The 18,282-nt window shown below is 66.6% G+C and carries 15 protein-coding genes; 7 read left to right on the top strand and 8 right to left on the bottom strand.

Annotation, left to right across the window (positions count from 1 at the left end; translation table 11 throughout):
• Positions 1–180 precede the first annotated feature (180 nt).
• Genes AC5Y4F_RS02640 through AC5Y4F_RS02670 form a run of 7 tightly spaced genes read left to right on the top strand, consistent with a single transcriptional unit; the run spans position 181 to position 8,427 of the window.
• Positions 181–264 (top strand): potassium ABC transporter ATPase, encoded by an 84-nt coding sequence (locus tag AC5Y4F_RS02640; protein WP_156750236.1) that lies wholly within the window; start codon positions 181–183, stop codon positions 262–264.
• Positions 261–350, top strand: a complete 90-nt coding sequence (locus AC5Y4F_RS02645) for a K+-transporting ATPase subunit F (protein WP_067940127.1) — start codon at positions 261–263, stop codon at positions 348–350. Before AC5Y4F_RS02640 ends, AC5Y4F_RS02645 begins: the two co-directional genes overlap by 4 nt.
• Positions 351–2,021: a potassium-transporting ATPase subunit KdpA gene (gene kdpA / locus AC5Y4F_RS02650; protein WP_499994998.1), complete on the top strand. Its 1,671-nt coding sequence runs from the start codon at positions 351–353 to the stop codon at positions 2,019–2,021.
• The gene (kdpB, locus tag AC5Y4F_RS02655; protein ID WP_499995000.1) at positions 2,021–4,183 is read left to right on the top strand and encodes a potassium-transporting ATPase subunit KdpB; all 2,163 of its coding nucleotides are present in this window, start codon (positions 2,021–2,023) and stop codon (positions 4,181–4,183) included. The genes kdpA and kdpB overlap by 1 nt, the downstream gene beginning before the upstream one ends.
• A gap of 1 nt (position 4,184) precedes the next feature.
• Positions 4,185–5,108, top strand: a complete 924-nt coding sequence (locus tag AC5Y4F_RS02660) for a potassium-transporting ATPase subunit C (RefSeq protein ID WP_499995002.1) — start codon at positions 4,185–4,187, stop codon at positions 5,106–5,108.
• Positions 5,109–5,120: 12 nt separating this feature from the next.
• A complete protein-coding gene (locus tag AC5Y4F_RS02665; RefSeq protein ID WP_499995004.1) occupies positions 5,121–7,697 on the top strand; it encodes a DUF4118 domain-containing protein in 2,577 nt (858 codons plus the stop codon).
• Between the two features lie 49 nt (positions 7,698–7,746).
• Positions 7,747–8,427 (top strand): response regulator, encoded by a 681-nt coding sequence (locus AC5Y4F_RS02670; protein ID WP_499995009.1) that lies wholly within the window; start codon positions 7,747–7,749, stop codon positions 8,425–8,427.
• Between the two features lie 96 nt (positions 8,428–8,523).
• Here the strand turns inward: AC5Y4F_RS02670 and AC5Y4F_RS02675 are convergent, their stop codons facing one another.
• The 8 genes from AC5Y4F_RS02675 to mfd all read right to left on the bottom strand — a co-directional run bounded on the left by AC5Y4F_RS02675 (position 8,524) and on the right by mfd (position 18,261).
• Entirely contained in the window at positions 8,524–8,838 is a 315-nt protein-coding gene (locus AC5Y4F_RS02675) for a hypothetical protein (protein ID WP_499995011.1), read from the bottom strand.
• A gap of 101 nt (positions 8,839–8,939) precedes the next feature.
• On the bottom strand, positions 8,940–9,896 hold the full coding sequence (locus tag AC5Y4F_RS02680) for a Ppx/GppA phosphatase family protein (RefSeq protein WP_499995015.1): 957 nt from the start codon (positions 9,894–9,896) through the stop codon (positions 8,940–8,942).
• Positions 9,890–10,378, bottom strand: coding sequence for a DUF501 domain-containing protein (locus AC5Y4F_RS02685; protein WP_499995017.1), 489 nt, complete (start codon positions 10,376–10,378; stop codon positions 9,890–9,892). The genes AC5Y4F_RS02680 and AC5Y4F_RS02685 overlap by 7 nt, the downstream gene beginning before the upstream one ends.
• Positions 10,371–11,069, bottom strand: coding sequence for an FtsB family cell division protein (locus AC5Y4F_RS02690; protein WP_067940110.1), 699 nt, complete (start codon positions 11,067–11,069; stop codon positions 10,371–10,373). The genes AC5Y4F_RS02685 and AC5Y4F_RS02690 overlap by 8 nt, the downstream gene beginning before the upstream one ends.
• Positions 11,070–11,089: 20 nt before the next feature.
• Positions 11,090–12,379 carry a phosphopyruvate hydratase gene (gene eno / locus AC5Y4F_RS02695; RefSeq protein ID WP_499995019.1) on the bottom strand — a complete coding sequence of 430 codons (1,290 nt, stop codon included), beginning with the start codon at positions 12,377–12,379 and terminating at the stop codon, positions 11,090–11,092.
• A gap of 67 nt (positions 12,380–12,446) precedes the next feature.
• A complete protein-coding gene (locus tag AC5Y4F_RS02700) occupies positions 12,447–13,175 on the bottom strand; it encodes a lytic transglycosylase domain-containing protein (RefSeq protein WP_156750235.1) in 729 nt (242 codons plus the stop codon).
• Between the two features lie 312 nt (positions 13,176–13,487).
• Positions 13,488–14,531: a nucleoside triphosphate pyrophosphohydrolase gene (locus AC5Y4F_RS02705; protein WP_067940104.1), complete on the bottom strand. Its 1,044-nt coding sequence runs from the start codon at positions 14,529–14,531 to the stop codon at positions 13,488–13,490.
• Positions 14,532–14,604: 73 nt separating this feature from the next.
• On the bottom strand, positions 14,605–18,261 hold the full coding sequence (mfd, locus tag AC5Y4F_RS02710) for a transcription-repair coupling factor (protein ID WP_499995022.1): 3,657 nt from the start codon (positions 18,259–18,261) through the stop codon (positions 14,605–14,607).
• Positions 18,262–18,282 lie beyond the last annotated feature (21 nt).

The raw sequence follows: 18,282 nt of genomic DNA on the forward strand, positions 1-18,282 counted from the left end.
GGGCGCGCGTTAAGAACCCGTAAATGTGCACCGCGCGCCCGTTAGGAAATCGTCAACCGGACGCGCCGGCGGATGACACCGGAGCTAATTTCGAGCTGATCTGGCTGGCGAGACCGCGCTGTGGCTGCCTCGTCGAGTTCCCCTTTTGTATGCACGTGATCGGCACGGGACGGAGAAATGATGGGCGTCGTGGTGTATCTCGTGCTGACCGTGGCGATGTTCGCCACACTCGGCCTGGCTCAGAAGTTGGTCGAACGGCTGTGAACTATCAGAACGCGGTCGGCCTGGTGCTTTGCATCCTCATTGCGCTCTACCTCGCAGGCGCCCTGCTGTTCCCCGAGAGGTTCTAAGTGAGCACGACAACAGCCGGGATCGGATTCTTTGTCGTTCTCGTCGCGGCCGTGGTAGTCGTGCACATTCCCTTCGGGGACTACATGTTTCGCGTGTATACGTCCGAAAAGGACCTCCATGCCGAGCGGGTGATCTATCGACTGATCGGGGTCGACGCCGGCTCGGAGCAGACCTGGGGGGCATATGCCCGCAGCGTGTTGGCGTTCTCGTCGGTCAGCATCCTGTTCCTGTTCGTCTTCCAACTCGTTCAGGACAAGTTGCCGTTGCACCTGCACGACCCGGCCACAAAGATGACGCCGTCGTTGGCCTGGAACACCGCGGTCAGCTTCGTCACCAACACCAACTGGCAGGCGTATTCCGGTGAAACGACCCAGGGCCATCTCGTACAGATGGCAGGACTGGCGGTGCAGAACTTCGCGTCGGCCTCAGTGGGTATGGCGGTGGCGGTGGCGCTGGTGCGCGGGTTCGCCCGCAGACGCACCGGGGAGCTCGGAAACTTTTGGGTGGACCTGACGCGCGGAACGCTGCGAATCCTGTTGCCCATCGCCATCATCGGCGCGATCCTGCTGGTGGCCGGCGGGGCGATCCAAAACTTTCACCTGCACGACCAGGTCGTCACCGCGGTCAACGGCACGCGGCAGACCATCACCGGCGGGCCGGTGGCCAGCCAGGAGGTCGTCAAGGAACTTGGCACCAACGGCGGCGGCTTCTACAACGCGAACTCCGCGCACCCGTTTGAAAATCCGACCGCCTGGACCAACTGGCTGGAAATCTTCCTGATCTTGGTGATCGGCTTCTCGCTGCCGCGAACCTTCGGGCAGATGGTGGGTAACACCAAGCAGGGCTTCGCGATTGCGGCCGTCATGGCGACGCTCTACACCACCGGCACGACGTTCATGCTGTGGTTCCAGGTGCAGCACCACGGCACGGTCCCGACGTCGATCGGCGCGACCATGGAGGGAGTCGAGCAACGCTTCGGTGTCACCGATTCGGGGGTGTTCGCCGCCGCGACGACGCTCACCTCCACCGGCGCCGTCGACTCCACCCATGACTCGCTGACCAGCCTGGGTGGCATGATCGCGATGTTCAACATGCAGCTGGGCGAGGTCGCGCCCGGCGGGACAGGTTCTGGCCTGTACGGCATCCTCATCCTGGCGGTGATCACCGTCTTCGTCGCCGGGCTGATGGTCGGGCGTACCCCCGAGTACCTCGGAAAGAAGATCACCCCACGCGAAATCAAGCTTGCCGCAAGTTATTTCCTGGTGACGCCGTTGATCGTTTTGACCGGTACCGCGATCGCGATGGCGCTGCCAGGCGAGCGGGCCGGCATGCTCAACGGCGGACCGCACGGACTTTCCGAGGTGCTCTACGCCTTCACCTCCGCGACCAACAACAACGGGTCGGCGTTCGCCGGACTCAGTGCCAACACCGATTGGTGGAACACGGCCCTCGCGTTGGCGACGGCCTTCGGCAGATTCCTGCCCATCGTGCTCGTGCTGGCGCTGGCCGGTGCGCTGGCCAGGCAGGGCAGCACACCGGAGTCGACGGGCACCCTGCCTACTCACCGGCCGCAATTCGTCGGGATGGTCGCCGGTGTCACGTTGATTGTCGTCGCCCTCACATTCCTGCCCATGCTCGCGCTCGGGCCTCTCGCCGAAGGAATCCACTGATGACCGCGACCGCCATCGACCCGGCCGAGTTGACCCGAACGGCGACTCCCGCAAGCAGAAAGCGGGTGCGGGGCGGCCTGCTCGACCCGACAATGCTGTGGAAATCGACACCGGATGCGCTGCGCAAACTCGACCCGCGCACCCTGTGGCGGAACCCGGTGATGTTCATCGTCGAAATCGGCGCCGCCTGGAGCACCGTGCTGGCGTTCATCAACCCGACGTGGTTCGCCTGGCTGACGGTGCTCTGGCTGTGGCTGACCGTGCTGTTCGCCAACCTGGCCGAGGCGGTGGCCGAAGGCCGGGGCAAGGCCCAGGCCGAAACGCTGCGTCGGGCCAAGACCCAAACTATGGCCCGGCGACTCAAAGACTGGGCACCAGGAGCCACCGCGGTCGAGGAAGCGGTCGCCGCGCCACAGCTGCAGCAGGGCGACATCGTTGTGGTCGAGGCCGGTCAGGTCATCCCGGCTGATGGCGATGTCGTGGAAGGTATTGCCTCGGTGGATGAATCGGCGATCACGGGTGAATCGGCGCCGGTGATCCGCGAGTCCGGTGGTGACCGCTCGGCGGTGACCGGCGGTACCACGGTGCTGAGCGACCGCATCGTCGTGAAAGTCACCCAGAAGCCAGGAGAAAGCTTCATCGACCGGATGATTGCGTTGGTCGAGGGCGCTAACAGGCAGAAAACTCCCAACGAGATCGCGCTGAACATCCTGTTGGCGGCGTTGACGATCATCTTCGTGTTCGCCGTCGCGACCTTGCAGCCACTGGCGATCTACTCCAAGGTCAACAATCCGGGAGCCCCGGATAGCCAGGCTCTCAACGCAAATGGTGTCACCGGGATCGTGATGGTCTCACTCCTGGTCTGCCTGATTCCGACGACGATCGGTGCGCTGCTGTCCGCCATCGGCATTGCCGGCATGGACCGGCTGGTGCAGCGAAACGTACTTGCCATGTCCGGGCGGGCGGTGGAGGCCGCCGGCGATGTGAACACCCTGCTGCTGGACAAGACCGGCACCATCACCCTGGGCAACCGGCAGGCTGCGGCCTTCATCCCGCTCGATGGGGTCTCCGCCGAACAGCTCGCCGACGCCGCGCAGTTGTCCAGCCTTGCCGACGAAACACCGGAGGGCCGTTCGGTTGTCGTGTTCGCCAAGCGACACTTCGGGTTGCGTGCACGCACGCCCGGTGAACTCGCCCAGGCCCGATGGGTGACATTCTCGGCCGCCACCCGGATGTCGGGTGTCGACCTCGACAGTCACCTGTTACGCAAGGGTGCCGCGAATTCGGTGGCGGAATGGGTACGCGCGCAGGGGGGTACGGTGCCAAAACAACTCGGCGAGGTCGTCGACGGCATCTCGGCCGGGGGCGGTACTCCGCTGGTCGTCGGGGAAAGCGGTGCCGGCATGGCCGACAGACAAGCACGAGTGCTCGGTGTCATCCATCTCAAGGACGTCGTCAAGCAGGGCATGCGTGACCGGTTCGACGAGATGCGGCGGATGGGCATCCGAACGGTGATGATCACCGGAGATAATCCGTTGACCGCCAAAGCGATTGCCGACGAAGCCGGCGTCGATGACTTTCTGGCCGAGGCCACACCCGAGGACAAGCTCGACCTGATCAAACGCGAACAGGAAGGCGGCAGGCTGGTCGCGATGACGGGCGACGGCACCAACGACGCTCCCGCCCTGGCACAAGCCGACGTGGGTGTGGCGATGAACACCGGTACGTCGGCGGCCAAAGAGGCCGGCAACATGGTGGACCTGGACTCCGATCCCACCAAACTCATCGAGATCGTGGAGATAGGCAAGCAGTTGTTGATCACCCGCGGCGCCCTGACCACCTTCTCGATCGCCAATGACATCGCCAAGTACTTCGCGATCATCCCGGCGATGTTCGTCGCGCTCTTCCCAGGGCTGGACCTGCTCAACGTGATGCGGCTGCACAGCCCGCAGTCGGCGATCCTGTCCGCGGTCATCTTCAACGCGATCATCATCGTCCTGCTGATCCCGTTGTCGCTGCGCGGCGTGCGGTACACGCCGAGTAGCGCGTCAAAACTGCTGAGCCGCAATCTTTATATCTACGGTCTCGGCGGTATCGCCACCCCGTTCGCCGGAATCAAGTTGATCGATCTGATCGTTGGATTCATCCCAGGGATATCGTGATATGTCTTTCTCGAATTTCGTTCGTCTGCATTGGGCCGCGCTGCGCACGCTGCTGGTGCTGACCGTGATCACCGGCCTGGGCTATCCCCTGTTCATCTGGGTGGTCGCACACTTTCCCGGATTGCGCGACCAGGCCGAAGGGTCGATTCTGGCGGCCGACGGGAGGCCGGTGGGCAGCCGACTGATCGGCCAGGCGTTCACCGACAAGGACGGCAACGCGCTCCCGCAGTACTTTCAGAGCCGCCCCTCGGCGGCCGGCAACGGGTATGACCCCACCTCGTCGGGTGGCAGCAACCTCGGCCCGGAGAGCATCGTCGACAAGCCCGCCGATCCATCGCAACTAGCGGTCGGCAAGTCGGCATCGGATGCCGGGTTCAAACCGAGCCTGTTGACTACCGTGTGCTCGCGCAGCGCCGCCGTCGGCAAGCTGGAGGGCATCGATGGGTCGCGACCGTTCTGCACCGGCGGTGGTGTGGGTGCGGTGCTGTCGGTGATCGGCCCGCGCGACGCGCGCGGCAACGTCATCCGCCCGACCCGGGTAGTCAGCGTCAACGAGCCGTGCGGATCGACGACCACGCCGTTCCTCACCCGCTACGACGGCGTGCGGGTCGAATGCGCAAAGTATGGCGAGGACTACACGATCGGGCAGATCGTGCCGATCCGCGGCGCCGCACCCGGCGACCCGGCGGTGCCGGCCGACGCGGTAACGGCCAGCGGCAGCGGGCTGGACCCGAACATCTCACCCGCCTATGCCGACATCCAGGTGGCGCGGGTGGCCAAGGTGCGCCACGTCAGCCCAGATCAGATACGCCACGTCGTCGCACAGAACAGCAGCGGCCGCGGACTCGGATTCTTCGGTGAACCGTGCGTCAATGTGCTGCAACTAAATCTGCAACTCGACCACCGGTATCCGGTCACGAGTTAGCGCCGAAGGGGGATGATGGTTGACGTGAGCGACGTCAGCGTCGGCGACCACCATCCCAAACGCGGGGAACTACGCATCTATCTCGGTGCGGCTCCGGGCGTGGGCAAGACGTACTCGATGCTTGGCGAGGCACATCGGCGGCTGGAGCGCGGCACCGATGTGGTGGCCGGCGTGGTGGAAACCCACGGCCGGTCGAAAACCGCTGAGCTGCTTGAGGGCATCGAGCTCATCCCGCCGATTTACATTGACTATCGCGGCGGCAGCTTCGCCGAACTAGACGTGCCGGCTGTTTTGGCGCGCCGCCCGCAAGTCGTCCTCGTCGACGAGCTCGCACATACCAATACACCGGGCAGCAAGAACGCCAAGCGCTGGCAAGACGTCGAAGAACTGCTCGACGCCGGGATCACAGTGATCTCAACGGTCAACGTTCAACACCTGGAAAGCCTGAACGACGTCGTCGCCCAAATCACCGGCATAGAGCAAAAAGAGACGGTTCCGGACTCGGTTGTCCGACAGGCGGCTCAGGTCGAGCTCATCGACATCACGCCAGAGGCGTTACGCCGCAGGTTATCTCATGGCAACGTGTATGCACCGGATCGCATCGATGCGGCGCTGTCCAACTACTTCCGGCGCGGAAACCTGACCGCGTTACGGGAACTGGCGCTGTTGTGGCTGGCCGACCAGGTCGACACCGCGTTGGCCAAATACCGCGCGGAGAACAAGATCACCGACATGTGGGAGGCCCGCGAGCGGGTGGTAGTCGCGGTCACCGGTGGTCCCGAATCCGAAACACTGGTGCGACGGGCATCGCGGATCGCATCGAAGTCCACCGCGGAGCTGATGGTGGTGCATGTCATCCGCGGTGACGGTCTGGCCGGCCTGTCGGAGTCGCGGATCGCCAAGATCCGTGAGTTGGCGAGCAGCCTGGACGCCTCGATGCACACCGTGGTCGGTGATGAGGTTCCCAGGGCGCTGCTCGAGTTCGCCCGCGAAATGAACGCCACGCAGCTGGTGATCGGCACTTCGCGGCGATCGCGCTGGGCACGCCTGTTCGAGGAGGGCATCGGTCCTAGGATCGTGGAGCTGTCGGGAAAGATCGACGTGCACCTGGTCACCCACGGGGAGTCCAAGCGCGGCTTCCGGGTGTCGTCACTCGCGCCCCGCGAGCGGCGGGTGCCGTCGTGGCTGGCGGCCTTAATCGTGCCGTCGGTCATTTGCGCGGTCACGGTCACGACGCTGGATCCGTATTTGGACACCGGCGGCGAGAGCGCGCTGTTCTTTATCGGCGTGCTGCTGGTCGGCCTGCTGGGAGGCGTTGCGCCCGCGGCGCTTTCGGCCGTGCTGTCCGGCCTGCTGCTGAACTACTACCTGATCCCCCCGCGGCACAGCTTCACCATCGCCGAACCCAACAGCGCAATCACCGAATTGGTGTTGCTGCTCATCGCGGTCGCCGTCGCGGTGCTGGTCGACTTCGCGGCAAAACGCACCCGGGAGGCCCGTCGCGCTTCGCAGGAAGCCGAGCTGCTGACCCTGTTCGCGGGTTCGGTGCTGCGCGGCGCCGACCTGGAAACGCTGCTCGAACGGGTACGAGAGACCTACGCGCAGCGTGCGGTCAGCATGCTGCGCGAGACCGCCGACGACATGCGAGCGGGTGGCAACACGAGTGAGGTCGTCGCCTGTGTGGGCCGCGATCCCTGTGTCACCGTCGATTCCGCCGACACCGCAATCGAAATCGGCGACGACGAGTTCTGGATGCTGCTGGCGGGACGCAAGCTGTCCGCACGTGATAGGCGGGTACTGGGGGCGGTGGCCAAGCAGGCCGCGGGTTTGATCAGGCAGCGCGAGCTTGCCGAAGAGGCGAGCCGAGCCGAGGCGATCGTCCGGGCCGACGAACTTCGGCGCTCACTGCTATCTGCGGTCAGCCACGACCTGCGCACGCCGCTGGCCGCGGCCAAGGTCGCCGTCTCCAGCCTGCGCGCCGAGGACGTCGCCTTCTCCCCCGCCGACACCGCAGAATTGCTGGCCACCATCGAGGAGTCGATTGACCAGCTGACCGCTTTGGTCGCAAACCTGCTCGACTCGTCGCGTCTGGCCGCCGGGGTGATCCACCCTGAACTGAACCGCGTGTATCTGGAGGAGATCGTGCAACGGGCACTGGTCAGCATCGGCAAGGGCGCCACCGGATTCTTCCGGTCCGCCATCGATCGGGTCAAGGTAGAGGTGGCCGACGCCATGGTGATGGCCGATGCGGGGCTGCTTGAACGGGTGCTGGCCAACCTGATCGACAATGCGCTGCGCTACGCGCCCAACTGTGTGGTCCGGGTGAACGCCGGAAGGGTGGGTGATCGCGTGCTGATCAACGTCATCGACGAAGGCCCCGGGATTCCGCATGGGGCCGAGGAACAGATCTTTGAAGCGTTTCAGCGTCTCGGCGATCACGACAACACGATCGGTGTCGGCCTGGGGATGTCGGTGGCGCTTGGCTTCGTCGAAGCGATGGGCGGGACGATTGCCGCCACCGACACCCCGGGAGGTGGGCTGACCGTGATCGTGGATCTGGCTGCGCCACAGGCGATTGATGCGTTATGACGCGCGCCGGCGACGATGCAGAGCGCAGCGATGCTGAGGAGCGGCGCATATGACGAGGGTCCTGGTCATCGATGACGAACCGCAGATCCTGCGTGCGCTACGCATCAACCTGACGGTGCGGGGTTATGACGTGATCACCGCGTCCAGCGGTGCCGGCGCGTTGCGCGCGGCCGCCGAGCACAAACCTGACGTGGTGATCCTCGACCTCGGCCTGCCCGACATCTCCGGCATCGACGTGCTGGCCGGTCTGCGTGGCTGGCTCACCGCACCGGTGATCGTGTTGTCGGCGCGCACCGATTCGTCGGACAAGGTCGAGGCGCTGGACGCCGGCGCCGACGACTATGTGACGAAACCCTTTGGGATGGATGAGTTCTTGGCGCGGCTGCGCGCCGCCGTGCGGCGCAACGCAGCTGCATCCGAACTGGAGCAACCGGTGGTCGAGACCGAATCGTTCACGGTCGACCTGGCCGCCAAGAAGGTCACCAAGAACGGCCGCGAAGTCCACCTCACCCCGACCGAGTGGGGGATGCTCGAGGTCCTTGTCCGCCATCGCGGCAAGCTGGTGACCCGCGAGGAACTCCTCAAAGAGGTGTGGGGCCCGGCATATGCGACCGAAACACATTACCTCCGTGTGTATCTCGCGCAGCTGCGCCGCAAACTCGAGAACGATCCGTCGCATCCAAAGCACCTGCTGACCGAGTCGGGGATGGGGTATCGCTTCGAGGGATGAGCCCCGTGTTTGAAACCGCGTCCCGTCGTCCTCGTCCCACCTGCCTCGTCCAGCCAGGCGCGCCCCACCCACCACTTTGGCCCCCGCACAGGTGGGTTAGTCAAGTGCCCGCCTCATAGCGACAACTGAGGCAGCCGCCTCCCGCAACGTTAAAACCCTTTGGTGAATTCGGTGTTCGGTGCCACGCGGCATGTATCCCGGCCCGTACCGGCCCCGTCCGAGTCTCGTTACCCGGCCTCGTTCGATTTCCCACCGCAGTGCATCCGAGATCACCTTCGACGGTCTGGCCCGGACGCAAAACCCATGCCAGTCAAGCGCTTCAGTCAGCTCCGTGATGGTGGCCGGTCCATGCACCGCCAACTGCATCGCCAACACGTAGCGCAGTTCGATCCCTCTGAGTGAATAGCTCATCCCCCGACCGTTGCACACGGGTCCGACACCGACCGAGCTGTCGCTATGAGGCGGGCAAAAGATGTACCCACTTTCCCAGAGGCCAATGTGGCAAGTGTGATTTATTCGGTGATGGACAACACGATGCCATCCAGGATGTCATGCTCGCTGACCGTCAGCTCGTCGATGCCCGCTCGCTCGCGCAGCTCGCGCGCCAACTCCTCGACCACAATCGCACCCCCGCCGATCACGTCGGCCCGACCCTCGTGCATAGGCGGCAGCGACGCACGCTCGGCTCGTGTCATGCCGATCAGCCGTTCGCACACCGCCAGCAGGTCGTGGCCGGGAACACGCGAAAGATGAATGGCGGCAGAGTCATACGCCGTCAGATTATGCGCCAGTGCGGACAACGTAGTCATGGTCCCGGCCAGCCCCACCCACGTCTTCGTCCCCTCCACGGGCACGACCCCCAGCGCGGCCTCCAGCCGTTCGCGTACCACCCGGCGCGCCGCCGCGACCTCCTCGGGCGTCGGCGGGTCCGAATGCAGGCAACGCTCGGTCAGCCGGACGCAGCCGATGTCGGCCGAGTAGCTGGCCGTCACGCCGTCTTCGGCATCGGCGCCGACCACAATCTCGGTGGAGCCGCCACCCAGGTCGATGACGACGAAAGGGCCGACAGCACTGTCCAACTCGCCGACCGCTCCGCGGAAGGATAGCTCGGCCTCTTCAGCGCCGGTAATCACCTCTGCCACCGCTTTAGGCAGCACCGCGCCCAACACGTCGGCCGTCATCGCAAAAAACGCGTCGCGGTTGGCGACATCGCGGGCCGCGGATGTGGCCACCATTCGCACGCGCCGCGCACCGTGCGCGTTGATCAAGGCCGCGTAATCGGTGAGCGCCGCGCGGGTACGGGCGATCGCGTCCGCGGCGAACTCACCCGTCGCGTCGACACCCTGCCCCAGCCGCACGATCCGCGTCTCCCGGTGCACATCGCGTAACCGGCCACCGTCGAAGTCCGCGATCAGCAACCGGATTGAGTTGGTACCGCAGTCGATTCCCGCGAGCCGGCCGCTTACCATTGCCCGGCCGCCAAAATGCCCGCCATCGCCGGCTCGTCGGCCAGGATCGCCAGCGCCTCGTCCCCGAACGGATTGACGCCGGGACCCTTGGCCAGCGAATGGGCGATCAGCACATGCAGACACTTGACCCGGTCAGGCATTCCGCCGCCGGAGAACGTGGTCCCCAGTGATTCGATCGCGTCCCGTTCGGCGAGATACGACTCGTGGGCGCGCCGGTACGCGGCCGCCAACTCCGCGTCCTGGGCCAGCCGCTCGGTCATCTGGCGCATCAACCCCGTGGTCTCCAGCCTGCTTGCGGCGGCCGTCAGCGCCGGATGGGTCAGGTAGTACAACGTCGGAAACGGCGTGCCGTCAGGCAGTTTCGGCGCCGTCTTCACCACGCCCGGCTCACCGTTGGGACACCGGTAGGCGATTTCGAGCACCCCGCGCGGCTCGCGCCCGAGCTGGCGCGCCACCGCCTCCAGGTCGGCATGATCAACCACCGGGACCCGTGGGATTCGCTGTCGGCACCGGACCGGCTGGTGCCGGTTCGGCCGGAGGGGGCGGGGGATTGGCCGGAGGCAGGTGCGGAGTGTCCGCGATGGTGTGCCACAGCGACGTGTACCACGGCTCACCGTTGGCCGGCTTCGCCGACGGAGATCCCGGCTCCGTGGGCTGGGCCGCCGACGGCGGAAGCTGAACCTGGAACGGGATGTCTCCGGGCTTGACGAAGCCGAGCCGTTCGCGAGCCTGCGCCGCAATGTACGCCGGGTCAGCAAGTTTGGCCTTCCGCTGCTCTAAGTCAGCGACCTGACTGCGCAGCGCGGCCTCGGTGGCGGCCAGCTGATTCATCTCCGTGCGCTGCGCAAAGTAAGTGCGCACCGGGCCGGCGATGGTCAGCGTCAGCACGCAGATCACCGCCGCCAGCACCGCCGCGCGGCGCGCGGTGAAACCCAGTCGTTGTTCGGAGCGCTGCTCGAGGGATTGGGCGGCTTGGCGCGTGATGGGTTCGACGACATGCTCTTGCTGCGTTCGCGTGGGGGTCCGCCCGGCCTGGTTGGCCGTGGAGGACGTACGCGAAGACGGCTTGGAGGACGGCTTGGCCGTGGGACGGCCCCGACCCGAATCACCGGCCTTCCCCGGGCGGGATGCCGGGGAGCGCCGCTTCGAGTCGGGCCGTTTCGCGTCAGCCATGTCAGCCGTTGGACGTCAAGCTATTTCGCCTCCACGGCGTACCGCGGGAAGGCCAGGTCGCCGGCGTAGCGTGCGGCGTCACCGAGCGCCTCTTCGATCCGCAGCAGCTGGTTGTACTTGGCGACGCGCTCGCTGCGAGCCGGCGCCCCGGTCTTGATCTGCCCGCTGCCGACGGCTACCGCCAGGTCGGCGATGGTGGTGTCCTCGGTCTCGCCGCTGCGGTGGCTCATCATCGTGCGATAGCCGCTGTGGTGGGCCAGCGCGACGGCGTCGAGTGTCTCGGTCAGCGTGCCGATCTGGTTCACCTTGACCAGCAACGCGTTTGCGACGCCCTTGTCGATGCCCTCTTCCAGCCGCTCGGGATTGGTGACGAAGATGTCGTCGCCGACCAGCTGCACCCGTTCGCCGATCGACGCGGTCAACGTCGCCCAGCCGTCCCAATCGTCTTCTGACAGTGGGTCTTCGATGGACACCAGCGGATACGAGCCGAGCAGACCGGAGTAGAACTCGGCCATCTGCTCGGCGGTGCGCGTGGCACCCTCGAACTGGTAGCCGGTCCCGTCGGTGAAAAACTCGGTGGCGGCCGCGTCGAGGGCCAACGCCACGTCGGCGCCGAGCTTGAAACCGACCGATTCGATGGCCCGGCTGATCAGATCCAGGGCCGCGGTGGTGCCCGCGACATCGGGGGCGAAGCCCCCCTCGTCGCCCAGGCCCGTGCTCAGCCCCTCCTTCTTGAGCACCGACTTCAGCGCGTGATACACCTCGGCGCCCCAGCGCAACGCTTCGGCGAAGCTGGGCGCACCGATCGGTGCGACCATGAACTCCTGGATGTCGACGGCGGTGTCGGCGTGTGCGCCGCCGTTGAGGATGTTCATCATCGGCACCGGCAGAATGTGCGCATTCGGGCCGCCGAGGTAACGGAACAGCGGCAGCTCGGCGGAATCGGCGGCCGCCTTGGCCACCGCAAGGGACACACCCAGAATCGCGTTGCCGCCCAGCCTCGACTTGTCGGGGGTGCCATCCAGATCCAGCAGCGCCTGGTCCACCAACCGCTGATCATCCGCGTTCAGGCCGATCACCGCGGGACCGATTTCGTCCAGCACAGCCTGCACCGCTTTCTGCACGCCCTTGCCGCCGTAACGCTCGCCGCCGTCGCGCAGCTCGACCGCCTCGTGCTCGCCCGTCGACGCGCCGGACGGCACCGCCGCGCGGGCAAAGGTTCCGTCGATCAGGGCTATCTCGACCTCGACCGTCGGGTTACCGCGGGAGTCGAGGATCTCGCGGGCCCCGACCTGCTCGATAATCGGCACTGAGTTCTCCTTGCCTGAACTTGGTGGGTCGCCGGTGCGTGCTTTCGCCGGTCAGCGATACATCCTGCTACAGCGGGTGACCTTTTGCGTAGGCGGTCGCCCAATCGCGGACCGCGCGCGCGTAGACACCGGAATTGTTGTAGGCACGCAGCGCGGTGATCCAGCCGCGGGGCGTTGCGAGATCCTTTCCGCGCCAACATAGATAGCCCGCCGCCGCGAGCGCGGCATCGTCGATGTTGTCCGGACTCACCCGGCCGTCGTTGTGAGCGTCGACACCGTAGAGCCGCCACGTCTCCGGGATGAACTGCATCGGACCCATGGCCCGCGTCACACCGTCGTCGTCGGTGACGCTTTCCTCGGCGTCGACGATGCGCAGCGTGCCGCCGCTGCCGTCGAGGCGGACACCCCTGATCGGGGGGCTCACATCGCCGTTGGGCGCCAGCCGCGCGCCCCGGTAGGTGCCGTGATGGCTCTCGACCTGGCCGATGCCCGCAAGAGTGGTCCACGCGATGTGGCATTTCGGGTTTTCGACTTCGGCGACCCGGGCGGCGTAGGCGTAGGCCTCGAGCGCGATCACCGGGATCTCCAGCCCCGCCGACCGCTGCTGAGCCCACTCCCGCAATTGATCCGCGGGCCGGCCAGTGGCATGAGTGTCCACCGCCGGCACGGCATCCCCGGCCGGTGGCGGGACGCCGTCGGGAATGAACAGGCTGAGCTGCCAGGTACAGCTAGAAGCCAGCACGATCGAGGTCGCGCCAATCACGGCGGCCGCGCGCATCCAACGCCTCGGCGACACCATGCTTCCTGGGCTCCCCACACTCGCCTGCACCAACTTCCGCCACACCATCGTCCCACGCATTCGGGAACTACCCGGTCGTCTCGGGCCTCGCCGCACCAACCTGTCGTCGGATCCAGCTAATTTTCGGTTAGCTGCTAGTCGCCTCGGAGAGCGCGGCCAGACCGAGCCCGAACACGGGTATTCGCAACCTCATCCGCGATATTACCGACCGCTCCACGTCAAATACGGCAAACATTCCGGTGATCCTCGCCTTCGCAGGCGAAAGTGTGAGATATTGCGCGGCGGCGCGGTGGAAACGGCGCCGTTTCGTCAGGCGTCGCCGGCCGTGGCGTCGGCGCTGGATTCCACCTCGACCAAGGCGGTGTGGGGCTCGGCGTCGGTCTCGGCCGCCGACTCCTGCTGTCGATTTTCGAATGCCGGTGCATCGGCCGGCCAGTGCGCACGCCACTCCTCCTGCGAGATCTCGCCGACCGGGGCCACATCGAACTCCTCGGGAACATCGGTACCGCGGCGTGCGGCCGAGATCGTCCGCTCGACTCCGCGGACCGTTTCCACGAAGTCCAGAACGGCCGCGCGCAGGGCACTTTCGGCATCGACGTCGGCCGACACTGAAATTGTGCTGATCGCCTCGGGGATCAAATCGGCGGGCAAGCCCGCTTTGCCGGCACGCGCAATGACCTTTTGGGCCAGCGCCAATGCGGGCTGCCCGGTGTGCACGTCGTCCATCACCGATTTCCGCGGCTTTTCGGCGGCCTTGCGCTCCTCCCACTGTGCCAGCTGTTCTTCGAGCGAAATAGGTTGCCCGGCAAGTACTCCGGGTACCCGATTGCCCAGCTTTCGCATCAGGGTGGTTGCGACGTCGTCGATGGTGAAGGGCAGATGCGGAGCATCTTCGGCAATGCGGGCGTGAAACAACACCTGCAGCAACACGTCGCCGAGCTCTTCGCGCAACTGGTCTGCGCTGCCACTGCCGACCGCGTCCAGCAGTTCGTAGGTCTCCTCCAGCAGAAATCTGCGCAGCGAATCGTGCGTCTGCTCGCTTTCCCAGGGCCCGGCGGTGCGCAGTTTGTCCATCATCGCCACCGCATCGACCAGCCGTTCACCACGCGGCGTCTCGGGCGCCGAGATCAGCCGCGCACCTGCCGCCAACCGGGCGACGACGGCGGGGTGGTCGGGGTCGGACGACAGCAGCACGGGGGCGTCTTCGCCGGAATGCACCGGGCGCGCCGCAGGCAGCGACCAAGGCACGGCGACGGGCATCTCCTCGGTGTACTGCACCTCGCCGCTGAGGTGCTCGATGGCTTCGACGGGCACCAGCGAGGGGCGACGGGGGTCGAACAAGACGACGATCATTCGCGCCCCTCCTCCGCATCGCTTCGGCCCCCGCAAGCGGGCCCTACCCCCACTGCATCGTCGCGGGCGCGGATCATCGCGCCTGTCGCTGCTCACTTGCCATCGACGACGACAGTTCACTCGTTATACCAATGTCGGTCTGCGGTGTGCCCTGCAGTGCCGTCACCAGGTCGGCCACCATCTGCACCAACTCGACATCGCGCAGTCGCGGCGCGCCCACGCCGCCGGATCGCGGAATGGGAACCTGCACGGTCGAGGTCGTGGCGCGGTAGCTCGCGGCCGGATACATCCGCTTGAGCCGCACCTGAGCCGAATCCGGCAACGTCATCGGCGACAGCCGGACCGTCGACGCCGACGCCGCCGACACCTCGGTAATGCCGGCGCCGCGGCACAGCAACCGCAGTCGCGCCACCGCCACCAGCCGAAGGGCCGGTTCGGGCAGCGACCCGTACCGGTCGATGAGTTCCTCGACGACCGCGTCGATTTCCCCGTCGGAGGCCGCCGCGGCCAGCCGACGGTAACCCTCCAGCCGGAGCCGGTCGCTGGCGATGTAGTCCGGCGGCAGGTGCGCGTCGACGGGCAGGTCGATCCGCACGTCCTTGGGCTCCTCGGCGGTGGTGACCGTCTGGCCGTCGGCGGCGGCCCGGTAAGCCTCGACCGCCTCGCCCACCAACCGGACGTACAGGTCGAAGCCGACCCCGGCGACGTGCCCCGACTGCTCGACTCCCAACACGTTGCCGGCGCCGCGGATTTCGAGGTCCTTCAGCGCGACGGCCATGCCGGCGCCCAGCTCGTTGTTCTGCGCGATGGTGGCCAGCCGGTCGTAGGCCGTCTCGGTCAGCGGCGCGTGCGGCGGATACAGGAAGTACGCGTAGCCGCGCTCTCGGCTGCGGCCGACCCGGCCGCGCAGCTGGTGCAGCTGCGAGAGACCGAACGTGTCGGCGCGCTCCACGATCAGCGTGTTGGCGTTGGAGATGTCCAGCCCGGTCTCCACGATCGTGGTGCACACCAGGATGTCGTACTCGCGATTCCAGAACCCCTGCACCGTGCGCTCCAGCCGGTCTTCGGGCATCTGCCCGTGCGCGACGACCACCCGCGCCGCGGGCACCAGGTCCCGGATCCGGGCCGCCGCCCGGTCGATCGAGCTGACCCGGTTGTGCACGTAGAAGACCTGCCCGTCGCGCAGCAGCTCGCGGCGAAGGGCGGCCGCGACCTGCTTGTCGTCCTGCGGGCCGACGTAAGTCAGCACGGGATACCGCTCTTCGGGCGGCGTCAGGATCGTCGACATCTCGCGGATGCCGGCCAGGCTCATCTCCAGCGTCCGCGGGATGGGGGTTGCGCTCATGGTCAGCACGTCGACGTGGGTGCGCAGTGACTTGATGTGCTCCTTGTGCTCGACGCCGAACCGCTGCTCCTCGTCGACCACCACCAGACCGAGGTCCTTCCAGCGCACCCCGGTCTGCAGCAGCCGGTGCGTGCCGATCACCACGTCCACCGATCCGTCGGCCAGGCCCTCGATGACCTGCTTGGATTCGGTGGCGTCGGTGAACCGGGACAGGCCCTTGACGGTCACCGGGAATCCGGCCATCCGGTCGCTGAAGGTCTGCAGATGCTGGTCGGCCAGCAGCGTGGTCGGCACCAGCACGGCGACCTGCTTTCCGTCCTGGACCGCCTTGAACGCCGCCCGCACGGCGATCTCGGTCTTGCCGTAGCCGACGTCGCCGCAGATCACCCGGTCCATCGGGATCGGCTTTTCCATATCCGCCTTGACTTCGGTGATGGCGGTCAGCTGGTCGACCGTCTCGGTGTACCCGAACGCGTCTTCCATCTCGGCCTGCCAGGGGGTGTCCGGGCCGAATGCGTGCCCGGGACTGGCTTGCCGCTTGGCGTACAGCGACACCAGTTCACCGGCGATCTCCCGTACCGCGCGCCGGGCCTTGGTCTTGGTGTTGGTCCAGTCGCTGCCGCCCAGCTTGCTCAGCGCGGGCGCCTGGCCGCCGACGTACCGCGACAGCTGGTCCAGCGAATCCATCGGGACATAGAGCTTGTCTGATCCACCGCCGCGCTTGCTCGAGGCGTATTCGAGCACCAGGTACTCGCGGCGGGCGCCGCCGACGGTGCGCTCTACCATCTCCACGAACCGGCCGATGCCGTGCTGGTCGTGCACCACCAGATCGCCGGCGGTCAGCGCCAACGGATCAACGGTGTTGCGCCGCTTGGCCGCCAGGCGTTTGCCCTCGACGGCCGTCACCCGGCTTCCGGTCAGGTCCGTCTCGGTGATCACCACCAACGTGGCGCCGGGGATGATCACGCCGTCGTGCAGCGGTCCCTTGAGCACTCCGACCACACCGGGCTTGGGCGCGGCACCCGAGTCGAGCATGGCGGCGGGGGTGTCGCATTCGCCGAGCCGTTCCACCACGCGATGCGCGGTGCCGGCGCCGGGTGCGACGACGACGGCGTAGCCGCCGGTGCTGACGTGCGCGCGCAGCATCGCGAAGATGCCGTCGATATCGTGCTGGTGCCCGCGCGCCGACGGCGCCGACCGGATCTCGAGCTCCACGGCCGACTCGTCGGACAGCTGGCTCAGCGTCCACCACGGATGCCCGCCACGAGCCGCCGCGGCGCGAACGTCATCGAGTTCGGCGAACCCCGATCCGCCGAACTGCGCGACGTCGACGGGCGCGTCGGTCCCCAACGCCGCGACCGACCACGACGCTTCGAGGAATTCGCTACCGGTCTTGATCAGGTCGGCGGCGCGGGTGCGGACCTTCTCCGGGTCGCAGACCAAGACCGGTGTGCGCTGGGCCAATTGGTCGGTCAGCAGGACGTGCTCGCCGGGCCGAAGCACCGGCAGCAACGCCTCCATGCCGTCGACCGCGATGCCCTCGGCGATCTTGGCCAGCATGTCGGTGACGCTGCCGGTGATGGCGGGCTCGGGGGTGGTGTGCCGCGCGGCCAGTTCAGCGGCGCGTTCCCGCACCTCATCGGTCAGTAGCAGTTCGCGGCAGGCCACCGCGATCAGGGTGTCGACCTCGATCTGGGGGATCGACCGCTGGTCGGCGACCGAGAACATCCGCATCTCGCTGACCTCGTCGCCCCAGAACTCGATGCGCACCGGGTGCTCGGCGGTCGGCGGAAACACGTCGAGAATGCCTCCGCGCACGGCGAATTCGCCGCGCCGGCCGACCATGTCGACCCGGGTGTAGGCCAGCTCGGCGAGCCGCGTGATCACGCCCTCGAATTCGATTTCCGCACCGACGCTCAACGTGACCGGCTCCACCAGCCCCAGCTGCGGCGTCATCGGCTGCAGCAGCGAGCGCACCGCGGTCACCACCACCTGCAGGGGCGGACCCAGCCGCGCGTCATCGGGATAGGCCAGTCGGCGCAGCAGGGTCAAACGAGCGCCGACGGTGTCGACGCCGGGCGAAAGTCTCTCGTGCGGCAGCGTTTCCCACGACGGGAAGACCGCGACGGCATCGCCGAAGACGCCGCGCAGTTCAGCGGTCAAGTCGTCGGCTTCGCGCCCGGTCGCGGTGACTACCAGCAGAGGACCCAACCGCGCCAGCGCGCTGGCGACGAATAGCCGTGCGCTGGCTGGACCCACCAGGTTCAACTCGGCCGGCGACGCGGCCGCGCTGTCGATCAACTGCTGGAAGGTCGGCGCGGTGAGCGCCAATTCAACGAGCCCCGCGATCGGGGTTTCTGGGCGAGCAGCCCCCGGTGCGGTCATGATGAATCCCATTCTAGGGGC

It is taken from the genome of Mycobacterium sp. NGS56 (assembly GCF_059812425.1).